This window comes from Cytobacillus sp. FSL K6-0265 (assembly GCF_038003465.1).
GTDB classification, from domain to species: Bacteria; Bacillota; Bacilli; order Bacillales; family Cytobacillaceae; genus Cytobacillus; species Cytobacillus stercorigallinarum.
Map to the genome: position 1 here is coordinate 3,310,957 of NZ_JBBOPE010000001.1, position 15,977 is coordinate 3,326,933.

At 36.7% G+C, this 15,977-nt stretch carries 17 protein-coding genes; 3 read left to right on the forward strand and 14 right to left on the reverse strand.

Annotation, left to right across the window (positions count from 1 at the left end):
- Positions 1-29: 29 nt before the first annotated feature.
- The 4 genes from MHH73_RS16680 to MHH73_RS16695 all read right to left on the reverse strand — a co-directional run bounded on the left by MHH73_RS16680 (position 30) and on the right by MHH73_RS16695 (position 3,981).
- Positions 30-1,526 carry an SLC13 family permease gene (locus tag MHH73_RS16680; RefSeq protein ID WP_225230361.1) on the reverse strand — a complete coding sequence of 499 codons (1,497 nt, stop codon included), beginning with the start codon at positions 1,524-1,526 and terminating at the stop codon, positions 30-32.
- A gap of 355 nt (positions 1,527-1,881) precedes the next feature.
- Positions 1,882-3,354, reverse strand: coding sequence for a sodium/pantothenate symporter (panF, locus tag MHH73_RS16685; RefSeq protein ID WP_191810001.1), 1,473 nt, complete (start codon positions 3,352-3,354; stop codon positions 1,882-1,884).
- Positions 3,351-3,620: a YhdT family protein gene (locus MHH73_RS16690; RefSeq protein WP_191809999.1), complete on the reverse strand. Its 270-nt coding sequence runs from the start codon at positions 3,618-3,620 to the stop codon at positions 3,351-3,353. Before MHH73_RS16690 ends, panF begins: the two co-directional genes overlap by 4 nt.
- Positions 3,621-3,828: 208 nt before the next feature.
- On the reverse strand, positions 3,829-3,981 hold the full coding sequence (locus MHH73_RS16695) for a hypothetical protein (protein ID WP_191809997.1): 153 nt from the start codon (positions 3,979-3,981) through the stop codon (positions 3,829-3,831).
- A 106-nt stretch (positions 3,982-4,087) separates the two neighbouring features.
- Here MHH73_RS16695 and MHH73_RS16700 point away from each other — a divergent pair, with 106 nt between their 5' ends.
- A complete protein-coding gene (locus tag MHH73_RS16700; RefSeq protein ID WP_191809994.1) occupies positions 4,088-4,576 on the forward strand; it encodes a universal stress protein in 489 nt (162 codons plus the stop codon).
- A gap of 25 nt (positions 4,577-4,601) precedes the next feature.
- Here the strand turns inward: MHH73_RS16700 and argH are convergent, their stop codons facing one another.
- The 3 genes from argH to pbp4b form a co-directional block, all read right to left on the reverse strand.
- Positions 4,602-5,990: an argininosuccinate lyase gene (gene argH, locus MHH73_RS16705; RefSeq protein WP_191809992.1), complete on the reverse strand. Its 1,389-nt coding sequence runs from the start codon at positions 5,988-5,990 to the stop codon at positions 4,602-4,604.
- Complete coding sequence (locus MHH73_RS16710; RefSeq protein WP_191809990.1) at positions 5,987-7,195, reverse strand: argininosuccinate synthase; 1,209 nt, start codon at positions 7,193-7,195, stop codon at positions 5,987-5,989. The genes argH and MHH73_RS16710 overlap by 4 nt, the downstream gene beginning before the upstream one ends.
- 306 nt (positions 7,196-7,501) lie before the next feature.
- Positions 7,502-8,845, reverse strand: a complete 1,344-nt coding sequence (gene pbp4b / locus MHH73_RS16715) for a penicillin binding protein PBP4B (RefSeq protein ID WP_191809988.1) — start codon at positions 8,843-8,845, stop codon at positions 7,502-7,504.
- A 134-nt stretch (positions 8,846-8,979) separates the two neighbouring features.
- Between pbp4b and MHH73_RS16720 the strand changes: the two genes are divergently transcribed.
- Positions 8,980-9,294 (forward strand): hypothetical protein, encoded by a 315-nt coding sequence (locus tag MHH73_RS16720; protein ID WP_191809986.1) that lies wholly within the window; start codon positions 8,980-8,982, stop codon positions 9,292-9,294.
- Positions 9,295-9,332: 38 nt separating this feature from the next.
- On the opposite strand, the gene MHH73_RS16725 is transcribed toward MHH73_RS16720, so the two are convergent.
- The 4 genes from MHH73_RS16725 to MHH73_RS16740 all read right to left on the reverse strand — a co-directional run bounded on the left by MHH73_RS16725 (position 9,333) and on the right by MHH73_RS16740 (position 13,417).
- A complete protein-coding gene (locus tag MHH73_RS16725) occupies positions 9,333-9,845 on the reverse strand; it encodes a MogA/MoaB family molybdenum cofactor biosynthesis protein (RefSeq protein WP_191809984.1) in 513 nt (170 codons plus the stop codon).
- A gap of 9 nt (positions 9,846-9,854) precedes the next feature.
- Entirely contained in the window at positions 9,855-10,688 is an 834-nt protein-coding gene (locus MHH73_RS16730) for an EcsC family protein (protein ID WP_341068211.1), read from the reverse strand.
- 284 nt (positions 10,689-10,972) lie between these two features.
- Positions 10,973-12,160, reverse strand: a complete 1,188-nt coding sequence (locus tag MHH73_RS16735) for an acetate kinase (RefSeq protein ID WP_191809980.1) — start codon at positions 12,158-12,160, stop codon at positions 10,973-10,975.
- Between the two features lie 267 nt (positions 12,161-12,427).
- Positions 12,428-13,417, reverse strand: a complete 990-nt coding sequence (locus MHH73_RS16740; protein WP_191809978.1) for a class I SAM-dependent methyltransferase — start codon at positions 13,415-13,417, stop codon at positions 12,428-12,430.
- Positions 13,418-13,608: 191 nt separating this feature from the next.
- Here MHH73_RS16740 and MHH73_RS16745 point away from each other — a divergent pair, with 191 nt between their 5' ends.
- Positions 13,609-13,758 (forward strand): hypothetical protein, encoded by a 150-nt coding sequence (locus tag MHH73_RS16745; protein ID WP_341068212.1) that lies wholly within the window; start codon positions 13,609-13,611, stop codon positions 13,756-13,758.
- Here the strand turns inward: MHH73_RS16745 and tpx are convergent.
- The 3 genes from tpx to MHH73_RS16760 all read right to left on the reverse strand — a co-directional run bounded on the left by tpx (position 13,719) and on the right by MHH73_RS16760 (position 15,560).
- Positions 13,719-14,219 carry a thiol peroxidase gene (tpx, locus tag MHH73_RS16750; RefSeq protein ID WP_341068214.1) on the reverse strand — a complete coding sequence of 167 codons (501 nt, stop codon included), beginning with the start codon at positions 14,217-14,219 and terminating at the stop codon, positions 13,719-13,721. The genes MHH73_RS16745 and tpx overlap by 40 nt on opposite strands.
- A 169-nt stretch (positions 14,220-14,388) precedes the next feature.
- Positions 14,389-14,844 (reverse strand): GerW family sporulation protein, encoded by a 456-nt coding sequence (ytfJ, locus tag MHH73_RS16755; protein WP_191809974.1) that lies wholly within the window; start codon positions 14,842-14,844, stop codon positions 14,389-14,391.
- 20 nt (positions 14,845-14,864) lie between these two features.
- A complete protein-coding gene (locus tag MHH73_RS16760; protein WP_191809972.1) occupies positions 14,865-15,560 on the reverse strand; it encodes a DUF2953 domain-containing protein in 696 nt (231 codons plus the stop codon).
- Positions 15,561-15,977: the final 417 nt, after the last annotated feature.

Consider the following 15,977-nt stretch of genomic DNA (forward strand, 5'->3'; position numbering starts at 1 on the left):
ACCCCGTCAAAATATAACGGGGTCTCTTTTTATATCGTAATACCAAAGACGATTGGCATCCAGTAATATACTGCTAATGTAATCACGACCACACTAACTGCATTTAGCCATATACCCGCTTTAGCCATATCAGCTACTTCCAGTTCACCCGCACTAAAAACAGCGGTATTCGGTGGAGTTGCAACAGGAAGCATATAACAAGATCCCGCCGCTAAGGCAACAGCAGCCATCATAATTAAAGGATCAATTCCAATAGCCACACCTAAACCTGCCGAAATAGGTAAAACGAGGTTAGCAACAGCAGTATTTGATAATATTTCTGTCATACCTAGTACAATGACAACAAGTAAAAGAATAATAATAAACGGCGTATACGCTTCTAATCCTTGTAATGCCACAGCAATAAAGTCATTCACACCCGAATGCTCAAGACTTGATGCTAACGCTAAACCACCACCGAACAAGATTAATACACCCCATGGTAGTTTCGCTAAATCTCCCCACTCTAAGATTCTCTCACCTTTTGTACTCGGTAAGAAGAATAAGAGAATAGCACCCATCATAGAAATACTTGCGTCAGGTAATGAACCCAACCTTCCTAAGAATGATAGGAAACTTACTTGATCTGCAACCCAAGAAATAGCCGGTTTGCCTACCCATAAAGAAACTGTTAATAAGAAGACAGTAATAACAACCCACTCTTCGGTTTTTACCTTCCCAAGATTTCTTTTCTCTTCCTTAATAAAAGAGACTTCTGTTTGGTTCTCAGCATTTACTTTAAATTTCATTTTCGTTAAATAGAAATATAAGAAAACAAACATGATCAGCGCAACTGGACCTGCAAAGATTAACCATTGCAAAAAGGTGACCTCTACATCAAATTGAATCTTAGCAATACCCGCGAGCGCAGCATTTGGAACAGCCGCAACCAGTGTAGCCAAACCGCCAATTGTTGCTGTATAGGCAACAGCAAGTAAGATCGACTTAGCAAAAAAGTCAATATTTTGTCCTTCTAAAATTTTCTTATCACGCATTTCCGAAATTAAAGCTAATGCAACTGGTAACATCATTAATGCAGTCGCAGCATTCGATATAAACATTGTTAACAATCCTGTGGCAAGCATAATACCGAGAATAATTTTATGGCTTGACGTTCCAATCATGTCAATAATATTGAGTGCAATCCTTCTGTGTAAATTCCATTTTTCAATGGCAATCGCCAGAATAAATCCACCCATATACATAAAAATAACGGATTCTCCGTAAGATCTTGAAACCACATCAATCGGGGCACCGCCAAATAACGGAATAAGAACCAACGGTAATAAAGACGCAACAGCCATCGGTACTGCCTCTGTCACCCAATACGTACCAATCATCATAATACTAGCAATAACTACCCTTCCCTCATAACCAATCATATCACTTGGTAATAAAAAGAAGACAATTAATGCAAGTATTGGACCGAGAAATAACCCAATTAATTTCCCTTTTGTGTACCCTTGTTTTTTCACCTCATTAGCCAACTCATCTCACCTTCATTCTAATAAAATAAATATTCTAAAATACTATACCATATTTATATTTAGAAAATATAGATATGTAAACGCATTCATATAAATACTATCATACTTCATCACTTCAACGTAATAACAAGATAATTCTGAAAATAATTATTTTAATACAACAATTTCCTTGCTATGATTTTCATTCAGAATAAAAACATCGGAATGAAACCATCACTTTTATCATCATGTCATTGTTACTTGATAAATTAACTTGCTCAAAGAATACGCATTAAAGAAAAAAATAACCTGAACAAACACGATAAACTGTGTTTGTTCAGGTTTCGTTTGACTTTGCATTTGATTTCGATTATTACTACTTTGAAACATACCAAAATTTTTCGATGATCTGCTGTTGTTGCGTTGGGTTTTTATATTGGGTGAACAAACTAACAACCACATAAATAATGAAAGATAGGAACACGGGAACAACAACCGGGTGCATCCCTAATAAATCCGGAAATAAACGATCAATGATAATATAACTGCCTACCCCTGCAATCATAGAAGCTAGTGCCCCATAGGCATTTCCTTTTTTCCAATAAAGGCCCATAATAATTGGCCAAATAAAGGCTGCTTCTAAGCCTCCAAAAGCAAATAAATTAAGCCAGATAAGAAGATCAGGGGGCTCTATACTGACAATATACACAAGAATCCCAATAATGGCTGTCACGGAAAGCGTCAACCTTTTAATAAACTGATCTGTTGCATTGTTGTTAATATAATTTATGTAAATATCTTTCACCAACGATGAACTAACAAGAAGTAACAATGCATTGACTGTTGAGATAACCGCTGCAATCGGAGCCGCTAACACAATCCCAGCTAACCATGATGGTAAAATGGTTAGGGTCAATTGCGGCATCACCGTATCACCTACTTCAATTCCAGGAAGCACTGCTCGTGCAAAAACACCTGTTAGGTGCATACCTAGCATAATAGCTCCTGTAACAAGTGTTCCAATAATCATCGCTGTATGCATCGCCTTTGAGTTTTTGTAAGACATTGCTCTGACAGCAATTTGCGGTAAACCAACAACACCAACACCAACCAAGATCCAAAAACTGGATACATATAAAGGCGTGAGTGAACCGTCCGCACCAAAAGGTGTAATCAGGTTAGGATTTTCAGCTGTTAATTTCTCCATAATATTCGGTACCCCACCACCAGCAATGATGGTGCCTACTAAAATAATAATGGTACCAATTAACATGATCATACCGAGAACTGTATCAGTGATGGCAACTGCACGAAATCCACCAATGACAACAAAAATGAGAACAGATAATGTAAAAATTAAAAGTGCTGATTGATACGACAATCCCATAAATGATTCTAATAATCGGCCACCACCAATCCACTGCGCCGACATAGAAGCAAATAGGAAAACAACTATACAAATTGACGATAAGATGACTACCCATTTACTTTGATAGCGTTCTCTTAAGAAATCATTTAAAGTAACCGCTTTTGTTTTCCTAGAGATAATCGCAAATTTTTTACCTAAGATTGCAAGTGTAAAGTAGCCTGTTACCACTTGTGACATGGACAATAACACCCAGCCAAGACCCATGTTATAAGCAATTCCAGGTCCACCGATGAAGCTTGACGCACTCCCATATGTAGCGACCATCGTCATCGCCAATAATAAACCACCAAGATTTCTTCCACCTAGAAAATATTCTTGTAAAAAATCGGGCCCATGTTTTAAATATTTTGTCGCATAAATACCAAAAAAGAATAGCGAACATAAAAAAATAATTAACGGTATAGCCACTCCCCAATTCATTGTTCTTCCTCCTCAAAAGGTACATCAGAGAATAAGAACTTCACAACCAACCAAACAATGACAGTAATCATTAGAAAACCTAACACGCAGCTATAGAAAAACCACGAAGGTAATCCTAAGATAAATTGATACTCTTCAACTGGCTTACTACCTAAACCGTAGGCAAAAGAATACCATATGAAAAAGTTGACCAGCGCAATACCGACACCGATAAGCGCTTCACGATTGGCAACTTTATATCTTGGATCAAGCTTTTTTTGCTCCATCTTCTTCTCTCCCTCTACTAAATCTTTCCCCTATCATACTATTCTAATATAAATTACGATTAATGGACATGACCTATATGCATTCGTGCCTTATCAACAATAGATCCATCACAAAAATTATTTTAACAATAAATATACGCTTATTGAATTTTTTGTTTACAAGCTCATATAAAAGGCGCTTGTCATATGACAAAACGCCTTTGTTTATTCAACTTAAATCATCTTCATTGTTTTCGTTCGTCAATTGTTGGCGACTAACTGCCCCACCGTTATATGCTTCCATTATTGAATCGCTAATGGATTGTTCTGCTTCATTTTCATCATACAATTGGTTCCATTCATTTCTTTCTTCTTTTTTCAAGATTGTTCACTCCTTTGTCATTATTTTTCTTTATTATTGTTTGAAAAATGGCTACATTTATTCATAAAAAGGGTATGTATAATAATAGATAAAGGAGGAGATTTAAATGAGTAAACATTATGAAAACATTTTAGTCGCAGTAGATGGTTCAGTAGAAGCAGATGAGGCATTTAACCAAGCAATTGAAATGGTGAAGAATAGTGATGCCACTCTCATTTTAGCTCATGTTGTTGATACTCGTACCAATGCTATTGAAGCCTATGATCACTCTACGTCTGTTAGAGCTACAGAATTTGCTGAAAACTTAATGGCACGTTATAAAGAAGTTTGTACACAGGCAAACGTTACTAAAGTAGAGTATTTAATCGAATATGGATCTCCCAAAATAATCATAACGAAAGATATCGCCAAAACAAAGCCAATCGATCTTATTATATGTGGAGCAACGGGGCTGAATGCTGTTGAACGTTTCTTAATTGGTAGTGTATCAGAATACATTACACGCCACGCCCCTTGCGATGTACTTGTGGTCAGGCCGAATAAATCCGCAAAGCAAAAAAGCGGAGAGGCAAGCGTAGCAGAGAAGCACTCATAAAAATAGCGAAGAAGAGCATGCGCACTTACGCATGCTCTTCTGTATTTAGCTTGGCTTTCGCTTTATCGATAGCGATTCTTACCTGGTCGAAGCCTGTTCCACCTGCGCTATTTCTTCTTTCAACAGCAGTATATGGATCAAGCACCCTATAAATATCTTCTTCAAATAAATCATTCACGTCTCTATATTCCTCAAGTGATAGATCCATTAAGAAACAACCTTTTTGCACGCAAGTAAGCACAAGCTTACCAACGATTTCATGCGCTTCACGGAATGGGACTCCTTTACTTGAAAGATAATCAGCTAATTCAGTTGCATTAGAGAAGTCATTCTTTGTCGCCTTCTCCATTTGCGTTGTTTTCACCTTCATTGTCTCAATCATGCCGACAAAGATTTTTAGTGAACCAACAACCGTTTTGACTGTATCAAACATGCCTTCCTTATCTTCTTGCATATCTTTGTTATAAGCAAGTGGTAAGCCTTTTAAAACAGTCAACATGCCCATAAGATTTCCGTATACTCGTCCCGTTTTGCCGCGTATTAACTCAGCCATATCCGGATTCTTCTTTTGTGGCATAATACTGCTTCCTGTTGCGAAACTATCATCTAATTCAATGAATTGGAATTCTTGACTTGACCAGAGAATGAGTTCTTCACTTAATCGGGATAGATGCATCATAAGTGTTGAACTTGTAGATAAAAATTCCAGAATAAAATCGCGATCACTCACAGCATCTAAGCTGTTTTCATAAATCCCTTCAAAACCAAGCAATTCGGCTGTTTGATAGCGATCAATCGGAAAAGTTGTTCCAGCCAATGCACCAGCTCCAAGTGGAGAAACGTTAATACGTTTCATGCTTTCTTCATAACGTTGTTTATCACGATCAAGCATCCAGAAGTATGCCATTAAGTGATGAGCAAATGAAATGGGTTGCGCTCTTTGTAAATGAGTATATCCTGGCATCACTGTTTCAACGTTCGCTTCCGCTTGTGTGAGTAATGCATTTTGCAGTTCTTCAACAAGCATAAGAATTGTTTGAACCTGCTTCTTTAAATATAAATGCATATCAGTAGCAACCTGGTCGTTACGGCTACGAGCTGTATGTAGCTTTCCACCAACAGGACCGACAAGTTCAGTTAATGCACTTTCTAAATTAAGGTGAATATCTTCAAGTTTAACTGAATATTCAATTTCCTCATTAGCAGCTTTTTCTTGTAATGTTTGCAAGCCAGATTTAATTTTTTCAGCATCCTCTTCGCTAATAATGCCATTTGCAGAAAGCATTGTCACATGAGCAATGCTTCCTTGCAAATCTTCTTGTACTAGCTCCTGATCAAAGGAGATGGATGCGCCAAATTCATCGACCCATTCTTCAGCAGATTTGGTGAATCTGCCTCCCCAAAGTTTCTTCACACTGTCACCTTCTTGTTGCCTTGCACCGCACTTTGTACTTTTGTTGGTAGACCCCATAATTTAATGAAACCGATCGCTGCATTATGATCAAATTCATCATCAGAAGTGTATGTGGCAAGTTTTTCATCGTATAAAGAATAAGGAGATTTTCTTCCTTCAACAATCGCATGGCCTTTAAATAATTTCACTCTTACTGTACCTGTTACGTATTTTTGCGACTCTTTTAAGAATGCTTGAAGAGCTGTTCTTAATTGAGAGAACCAAAGTCCGTTATAGATTAATTCAGCGACCTGCTTTTCAATAATTGGTTTAAAATGTGCTAATTCTTTTACAAGTGTTAAATCTTCCAGCTCTTTATGTGCTTTCATTAAAGTAGTAGCACCTGGCACTTCATAAATTTCACGTGATTTAATACCTACTAATCGGTTCTCCACATGGTCAATACGGCCAACGCCATGTTTTCCAGCAATGTAATTTAATTCTGTAATTAGCTGAGAAAGCATATATGATTTCCCGTTTAATGTCACAGGTACACCTTCTTCAAAACCGATTTCAATGATTTCTGGTGTATCTGGCGTATTTTCAAGACTATTTGTTAAATCATATGCATCTTCTGGTGGTGCTGCCCAAGGATCTTCGAGAATTCCGCACTCATTACTTCTTCCCCATAAGTTTTGGTCAATTGAGTATGGAGAATCTAACTGAATCGGTACAGGAATACCATTTTCTTTTGCATAAGCAATTTCTTCTTCACGAGACCATTTCCAATCACGCACTGGTGCTAAGACTTCTAAGTCAGGATTTAATCCCGCAATCGCCACTTCAAAACGGACCTGATCATTACCTTTACCCGTACAGCCGTGAGCAACAGCAACCGCACCTTCTTTTTCAGCTACTTCTACTAATTTTTTTGCAATCAACGGGCGAGAAAGCGCTGATACTAATGGATATTTATTTTCATATAAAGCATGTGCTTGTAAGGCTACAAGGGCAAATTCTTGCGCGAATTCCTCTCTTGCATCAATCACGTAAGAAGCAACTGCACCTACCTGAAGTGCTTTTTCTTTTACGAAATCAAGGTCTTTTCCTTCACCAACATCTAGACAACAAGCAACAACAGCGTAACCTTGATCTCCTAACCATTTAATTGCAACTGAAGTATCTAAACCGCCTGAATAGGCAAGAACAACTTTTGGATTTGACATTTTTTATTTCCTCCTTGAAGTAAGTACGTATAAATATTCAATAACTTATATTTTTATTCAACTGATTATGTTAATACTTTAACAACCTTTCCCTAAAATTGCAATAGGTTATCTACAATTTCTATAAAATATCCATAAATGCATAAACCCACATAAATATCCGTCCAATCGAAACAAGTGAAAGGGTAGAGAGGAAGCAAAAATTCCAGCATACATTACAAACTATTATAAAAAAAAGATAAAAACCTTATTGGCTTTTATCTTAGTTTCCTTACTCTCGTTTTTATTTATTTATAGCAATGATTGCTAAGAGATTATTGCCTTATAAATAAGGTCTATTACCTTCCCATAATTACTAATAGCTGACTGATCACCTGCAAAAACATTTGGATTCTTTTGAGGATCAATTACATGTGAGTGTCTTTTATTTGTTAGTAAACATATGCCAAGCTGATTTTCCTTATCAATGACCGTCATTGTTCCTGTCCAGCCTGTGTGACCAATGGCAGTGCTCGGTGCACTTTCACTAAAGAATTGATGCATATGATCGTCACTATTGATCCTCCAACCTAATGCAAAAGAAGAGCCAGGGGATGAAGGGGTTGTAAACTGATTGATAGTTGACTGATTAAAAAGTTCAATATTCCCGTAGCCGCCTCCATTTAACATCACTTGTAATAATACAGCCATTTCCCTACCAGTAGAAAATAGTCCAGCGTGCCCTGATACACCCGCCATACTATAAAATGCCTTCTCATCATGAACTTCGCCTTGTAATGTATGCTTCCTTATATGAGGAAAAGAAATGGCACCATCTCTTGTATTACCAAATAACTCGGTTGCGGCAAATTCATTTTGTCTTTCTCCTTTTTGTAAAGGATTATACTTAGTATGAATAAGGCCAAGGGGGTTATAGATTTCCTTTTCAACATAGTCGTCTAATGCTATATTCGTCACTTCTTCAATAATCATCCCTAATAGCATATAATCAATATCACTATATATTTGTGTTGTATGGGGCGGATGGTTCAGTGGTGTAGCTACGACCATCTTTTTAGTTAACTCTCTATCTTGAGAATATAGGACGCCTGCTTTTTTTGGATCGTGATAATGTATACTGCTTGGTAGTCCAGCAGTATGCTGCAACAGATCGGTTACTGTTATCGTTGCTTTTCCTTTTATCACATCATTGTCACTGTCTTTAAATGCTGGTAAATAATATTGGACAGATTGCTTCAAGTCAACTTTTCCTTGGGAAACCAACCGTTGCATAGCAAAATTTGTACTGAACATTTTTGTATTTGATGCGAGGTCAAAAATGGTTGTTGTTTTCATTTTTAATGGTTCCGATAATACGGAATGTCCAACATATTGTTTAGCAAAGCCATACGCTGATTCTTTAATAATTTTTCCATCCTTAATGATTACTAAAACAGCGCCTGGAAAACCACGAGATATTTCCGTTGTTATACATTCATCCACAACTTTTAAACGCTCACTACTGATACCAACATCTTCAGGCAGCCCTTTTTGCAATTGCCTATAATGTACTTTTTTTGCTTGCATGGTGTTTGTATTCGCTTTAGCATTAGAAGGGGATGGAGAAAGGCAAAGCAGAATAAATAGAAGAATCCAGAAGATATTTTTCATTACTTGCCATTCCTTTCTCAATATGATTACTTTTACTATATTCACTTGGCCAAGCAAATGGAAGGGTATATAGCTATGATTTGAAAAAGAAGATACACTTATAAATAATAAAGATTTTAGGGAGGGGGCAAACAATGCAACAACATTTTACGTTCAATCAAAGGTTATCTATTGATTTACCAACAATACAAAAGGATTGGGAGGCATTAACTTCAATTGAGCAACAACAAATTTTAGTTCATTGGGAAACCGTTCGTGGTAAAATCCCAGACCGTATAAAAAATATAGAAAGCATCATTAATAGGAAACAAGAAGAGCTCTCCAATGAAAGTGATTTTGAAACTTCTTGTAAACTCAATCACGAAATTGCCGAATTAGCCTCACAAATAAATGAATTATGGCTTTGGTTCCGAACTGACCAAGAGGTAACGCTTAAAGGTCACTTTTAATGAATAGGCCCGAACGCTAATGGTTCGGACCACTCTCTTTAATATAAATCTTTACGTAACTCTTTCACGACATGACTGATCTCAGGCAATATCAATTTGTTCATCGCTAATTTGACAGCACCAGAGGATCCAGGTGTACAAAACACCGCTTTATGTTTAATTACACCCGCTATCGCTCTCGACATCATGGCACTAGAACCGATATCCTCGGTATAACTAAGCATGCGAAATAGCTCACCGAAGCCATCAATCTTTTTATCAAACAAACGTTGCACCGTTTCAATTGTGACATCGCGTAAAGCAATACCTGTACCACCATTCGTTAATATTATATCAACATCCTCTTGGTCATATCCAGCTCGTACACTTTGTTCAATTGCCTCACTTTCGTCTTTGACAATTTCATAGGCATTCACTTTATGACCCGCTTGCTCAAGTAATGCAATCATTAATTGTCCACTTTTATCTGTTTCCTTATCTCTTGTATCACTGACTGTGATGACTTTACAGCCTACAGTTAACGAAGCCTTCATATGTTCCGTTACGCTCATCGTTTACAATCACCCTGACTTATTTAATAAATAGCGATACTGATAATACTTATGAGCAAAGTCCGTTACATTTCTTGTTAATTGGTAATTAGTACCCGCGCCTATTGCCATACTGATGACTGGTATTCCTTGTAACGTCTTCTTTCTGAGTAAAACAATCGCTACCGCTTTAAACATTTGCTTCATCGGTTGTTCTAACCACGTAATATCTGTTAATTCTTCTTTTCCCTCATAAAAATATAAATCGTCATGCTGGTCTAAGTCCTTCATTAAGTCATCCCAAGCTTCTCCTTGGATTCTCCTTGGTAAGGTAGCGGCATGAAAAACTTTTAATGAACTCATCATTTCAAATGGTGTATTTACTTCGACACCATAAGTCATGGCAATTAACTGAACGGCTCTTAAATTGATGACAGCCATTGCCGGAATATCACTTCCTAGCATCATCAGCCCACCCGTTCCTGTCGCACCACCTTGTGCTAAAGAATACATACGGTGTCTAGCAATTTGCTGTTTAGCTATGTATGATAATTGATCAATCGTCAAAGTATGCATATCATGTAATGTATCAATATCCTTTTGGAAAATCCTACCTGAAGATAAAATTCTTTCTTTTGCATCAAGCTGTAATTGTGACCCTTGGATAAGTGCATGTAAATGAAACATCCAACTATCCATCAGAGAAAACACTTGTTTTTGTACATTTTCTGATAATAATGAAAAAGAGTATTCTAGATAATGTTCATATGAACGCTCAATATCATTCGCTTCGTAGCTATATAATTGATTTTCCCATTCACGGATTTCATTAAGTACCATTTGTTCACGTGTAGATAATGGCATCTCCTTATCCTCCATTCGCTACTAGATTTTGTTAATAGTATAGCAAATTAACTAATAATAAGCACGTTGCTCTTATTAGCCAGACTGATTAGACTATCAGATTCTTTAGTGAAGGATGACTAAGTTAACGACTTGATACTCTTTATGGAAAGTGGAGAACGATCTACTGCTATCTTTCCTGGTCTTCTATCTGTTAATATAGCATTTCATTCCCTTAACTATTTTCTTCCAAATACAAAAACCGACTCCACCAAAAAGGGGAGCCGGAGCGAATGTTAATTACATTATGATATTAATTCAATCGTATCTCTTGCAATCATTACTTCTTCGTTTGTAGGAATGATGATGACTTTTACCGGACTATGCGGATAGTTTATAAACGCCTCACGACCACGGACTTTATTAAGTGCAGGATCCCAATAAACACCCATAAACTCCAGTCCCCTTAATACTCTTTCTCTTACAACATCACTGTTTTCACCGATACCAGCTGTAAAGATAATCGCATCGACACCATACATTTTCGCTGCATATGAACCGATATATTTATGAATATGGTTTGCGAATATTTCTAATGCTAATTCGGCACGATCATTGCCCTCTTCCGCCGCCGTCTCAATATCTCTTAAATCACTTGAAAAACCAGTAACACCAAGCATGCCACTTTGTTTATTTAACACATCTAACACTTCATCTGCTGACTTCTCCGTTTTTTGCATGATAAACGGAATAAGCGCAGGGTCAATATCTCCTGATCTCGTTCCCATCGTTACGCCAGCTAATGGTGTAAAGCCCATGGATGTATCAATAGACTTTCCACTTTCAATCGCTGCAATACTCGCACCATTACCTAAGTGGCAAGAAATTAATCGTAATTGCTCAAGCGGTCTCCCTAACAATTCAGCTGCTCGTTCCGATACATATTTATGTGACGTTCCGTGGAATCCATACTTTCTTATATCATACTCAGTATAATAACGATACGGAAGACTGTATAAGTAAGAACTTTCCGGCATGGATTGATGGAAGGCTGTATCAAAAACCGCTACTGCTGGAACATCTGGTAATGCCTGTTTGAATGCTAAAATCCCCGTTAAATTTGCAGGATTATGCAGCGGAGCTAAATCAGATAGTTTACTGATTTTATCCATCACTTCATCTGTAATCAACACGGATTGCGAGAAGTCTTCTCCACCGTGAACTACACGATGACCTACACCAACGATTTCGTCTAGTTCAGCAATAATTTCATGTGCTGTTAACTCATGCAAAAGTAATTGCACAGCTACTTCATGATTGGGAATCTCTAGTTCTTTTGTTCTTTTTTCACCGTTCACTACTATTGTAAAGACCGCATGTTCTAATCCAATTCTTTCTACTATTCCTTTTGTAATTACTTTTTCTTCTGGCATATCGAATAATTGAAATTTCAAAGAAGAACTACCTGCATTAATGGCCATAATTTTAGTCAAATGATTCACTTCCTTATATCTAATATTTCCTAAGTTATTTATAAAAACATCGTTTATTGATCGAAGTTTATCTCATCAAAAATTCATTTAAACATGAGTTACATCATATTTCAAGGAATTATAACAGGAAATAGAAAGTAGTTAAATTCGGAATATTGTATTAGATAAAATAGACTTCCGTATCACATAACTTTATAAGTATCATCTTTAGAATCTGCAAAAACGAAAAAGGACCTCGGCTATTTTTTACCGAAATCCTTCATCATTTTATGAACCTTTGTTTTCTTTAATCCAATTACTCACTTTTGTTAAAACACGATCAACGTCATCTGCTTTTGACAAGGAAGGCAGATTGACAAGTAATGACTCTTTCGGAGGTTTGACAGCTTTCCCTTTTTTCTGAAGGATAAATATACTTTTAGCTGCTTGTTCATTTTTGAATAAGTTCATTGGTAAATGTAATAAGCCTTGAATAATTGCGTACTTCTTCAAAAAGTCATGTAACTTTGGAGCTTGTGGACTTTCAAACAGACCGTTTGGAATTAATAAGAACAGAAATCCACCTTCTTTTACATGTTTAAAGCTTTGTTCTATAAATAAGTGATGGGCATACGCATGACCTTCATCAGCCTTAAGCTCATAATCTTGCGCGCGTAAATCGTTTGGATAATAGCCAACAGGTAAATCACTTACAACCACATCTACCTCATTGATAAATAACGGCTCTAAGCTATCTTGATTGTAGAAGCGGATTGGATGTTCCTGCCAGTTCGCATTCACATACGCAAGTTTAATCAAGAGGTCATCAATTTCCACACCTGTTGCTTCTACCATTTTACCAGATTGTGCATTCATCACTGTTGTAATGAGATTACCGGTTCCAACTGCTGGGTCTAATAAGGAAAAAGAAGATTGATCAATAAACTTATTTACTAAATACCCCATTAACAATCCTATAGAGTCTGGTGTCATTTGATGGTTAGGTTGAACATTTTCTTTCATGCCTTTAAGGATGGAAAGTTGAAATCCCTTTCTTAAATCTTCTTTTGTAAATTTACTCATATGAAAGGATTCATAACTTTTCTCAAGACGCTTCGTTGTCAGTTCACTCAGTTCCTCTTGAAGTATTGCACCTTGAAATACATTTTCTCCCGTTTCTGCTAATGCCTCAAGATATGTGATATTTAATTCTTCCTTCAATAACTCCGCCGTTTCATTTAATAATGTAAATACTTCTTCCACCGGCAAAACTTTCATTGGTCATCATCGCTCCCGTTCCTATACTATATCTCCTTATTGTACCTAGCTTTATCACCATTCTCAAGTGATGAAGTTTATTTCATATATTCTAACTAATTGAATTCAATGAATGGTAGTTCTGTACTAGAGGAGGGCCATGTTGTTCAGACGAAGCAGTGAATATTTTTTTTCAACGGGAGAGCTGCAAAGTGACAACTGATAGGACAGCAAAATGGCAAAAGAAGGATTGTACTAAAAAAGCACAAGCCATTTCTGAAAATGATTCAGAAACTGCTCGTGCTTCATCAAATGATCCTACTTATTTTGCTGATTTTGCTGCTTCAATTGCTGCTTCATAGTTTGGATGATCTGTTCCTTCTCCAACATACTCTACATAAACCACTTGGTCATTGGAATCTACAACAAATACCGAACGAGCTAACAAACGAAGCTCTTGCATTACAACACCATACGCTTCACCAAAAGATAAATCTCTATGATCTGAAAGAGTTTGTACATTTTCTAATCCGGAAGCAGCACACCAGCGTTTTTGAGCAAATGGAAGGTCCACGCTAATGGTTAATACCTCAACATTGTTCAGTCCTGATGCTTCTTCATTAAACTTTCTTGTTTGTGCATCACAAACGCCTGTATCAACAGAAGGAACCACACTAATTAAACGGATTTTCCCTTTTGTATTAGCTAAAGTTACTTCAGATAAATCATTGGCTAAGACAGAGAACTGAGGTGCCTGATCCCCAACTTTCACTTCATTTCCTAGCAGTGTAACAGGATTCCCTTTAAATGTAACTGATGCCATCATAACTTCCTCCTTTATTTATAAGTATGTACGTTTAAATGATAGCTTTTCAGAATCTTTTTTGCAATTGAAATGAATCCGATGAAAGGCAGGCATAAGGAAAAATCTGAACGATTCAAAACCTTTTACCTTTGAATATTGTTCAGATTTTTGATTGAAACATATTTGTTTAAAAGTCTAAATTACTTTTGTCTTGATGCTCTTTCTCTTGTGATGATTCTTCTTTATGTTCCTTCTTATTAAATAAATGTTGGATTTTATCAACTGCTTGAGGTGCTAAATCTAAGATTTTTTCATAAAGATGGGTGCTCTCATCTAAGTGAACCATTTTTACTTCATGAGAGTTAACTATAAGGAATGCGATTGGCGTGATAGAAACACCTCCACCGCTACCTCCTCCAAAAGGATGGCCTTTGGATTCACTATCATTACTATCTTTTTTGCTTCCATCCATCATAAACTCCGAGCCTCCAGCAGCAAAACCAAAGCCCACTTTTGAAACTGTAATAATCACACTGCCATCTGGTGTTTCCACTGGGTCACCAATGATCGTATTTACATCCACCATTTCTTTCAAGTTTTCCATTGCAGTTGTCATCAAGCCTTGTATTGGATGATCAGACATTCTCAATCGCCCCTTCTCATCTAGTATGTTTTAGGTTTATCACCTGATAAAATAGAAAGCTGGCTTGTCTTAAAATGAGCTTTGCCACCTTTCCAAAATTTAATCAGTTTAAATCCTGCAAGCATAGCATGCCCGATACGAAATTGAATCATACATATGAAAGAGGTTTGAGCGACCGCAAATTGAAACTGTGGTGAAATAGCAATATCTGGTCTAGTCTTTAATTTCATATAATGGCTTAACACGCCAATTATACTGCCTTTAACAGACCAAAACCCACCAGTTAAGACACCCGTTAACGCTGCATTTCCTACACCAATAACTGTATGCCAACGCAGCTGACGAACAATGACCTTACTCATGAAATGGCGAATAATATGATAAAAAGAAACGACATGCTTTAAGAGCTCATCCATATCCTTAAAGCTGTTTAACAAATCTTCTGCAGTAATATTCTTCGAGTCCTCTTTCGTCTCTCCTCCTGATGCTGTCTTTTCTTCCTTTAACTTAATTTCTGCATTTTGCGGATCCACTTCCATCAAAGGGATATCAATTGTATACTTGAGCCATTTCCAAAATTTTAACTTTATACTGAGGTGACTTTGTTTATCGTAATAATAAAAATGAACAGTAATGGAGAGTTTAGAAAAAAATATTGCAAACATGAGAAGGAAAAAGAAAAAAATAAGACCAGCAATAATGATGAACCATACCATAATGAGCACCCCTGCCTTTCAAGCAATTAGTATGGTCATTTTTACCTTTGGTTAAACTTTCTCAAATTAACATCTCCAAATTTTATTGCTCTTTTGGTACCAATTAGCTTCGCAAAAGGGTTAACTCTACTTTCTTCTATGATTATTCTTATAGACCACTTTGGGTTGGTACAGCACCTGCTACATTTATTAAAATAAGTAACATAGTAAAAAATTCAACAAGAGTTAATTATCAACTAAAACATGATGTAGGAATACCTTTCGGAGATGCCCTTTCACCAGATATTACTTATACATATCAAGCCACTGTATATAAAATTAGTAGTTACAATATAACCGGCCAACATGATCAAGCTCCGTCCCATGAAATGTATATTTTTATACCAAACTCTGATGTTTCTAATAGAATTCATGCTA

Excerpts from the sequence above, each read along its gene's own strand:
- MHH73_RS16740 (WP_191809978.1), bottom strand. The coding sequence starts at position 13,417 with ATGAAAGTTTTGCCGGTGGAAGAAGTATTTACATTATTAAATGAAACG.
- MHH73_RS16690 (WP_191809999.1), bottom strand. The coding sequence starts at position 3,620 with ATGGAGCAAAAAAAGCTTGATCCAAGATATAAAGTTGCCAATCGTGAA.
- ytfJ (WP_191809974.1), bottom strand. The coding sequence starts at position 14,844 with ATGTCTGATCATCCAATACAAGGCTTGATGACAACTGCAATGGAAAAC.
- pbp4b (WP_191809988.1), bottom strand. The coding sequence starts at position 8,845 with ATGAAAAATATCTTCTGGATTCTTCTATTTATTCTGCTTTGCCTTTCT.
- MHH73_RS16700 (WP_191809994.1), top strand. The coding sequence starts at position 4,088 with ATGAGTAAACATTATGAAAACATTTTAGTCGCAGTAGATGGTTCAGTA.
- MHH73_RS16720 (WP_191809986.1), top strand. The coding sequence starts at position 8,980 with ATGCAACAACATTTTACGTTCAATCAAAGGTTATCTATTGATTTACCA.
- tpx (WP_341068214.1), bottom strand. The coding sequence starts at position 14,219 with ATGGCATCAGTTACATTTAAAGGGAATCCTGTTACACTGCTAGGAAAT.
- MHH73_RS16730 (WP_341068211.1), bottom strand. The coding sequence starts at position 10,688 with ATGCCATTATCTACACGTGAACAAATGGTACTTAATGAAATCCGTGAA.
- panF (WP_191810001.1), bottom strand. The coding sequence starts at position 3,354 with ATGAATTGGGGAGTGGCTATACCGTTAATTATTTTTTTATGTTCGCTA.
- MHH73_RS16725 (WP_191809984.1), bottom strand. The coding sequence starts at position 9,845 with ATGAGCGTAACGGAACATATGAAGGCTTCGTTAACTGTAGGCTGTAAA.
- MHH73_RS16760 (WP_191809972.1), bottom strand. The coding sequence starts at position 15,560 with ATGGTATGGTTCATCATTATTGCTGGTCTTATTTTTTTCTTTTTCCTT.
- MHH73_RS16710 (WP_191809990.1), bottom strand. The coding sequence starts at position 7,195 with ATGTCAAATCCAAAAGTTGTTCTTGCCTATTCAGGCGGTTTAGATACT.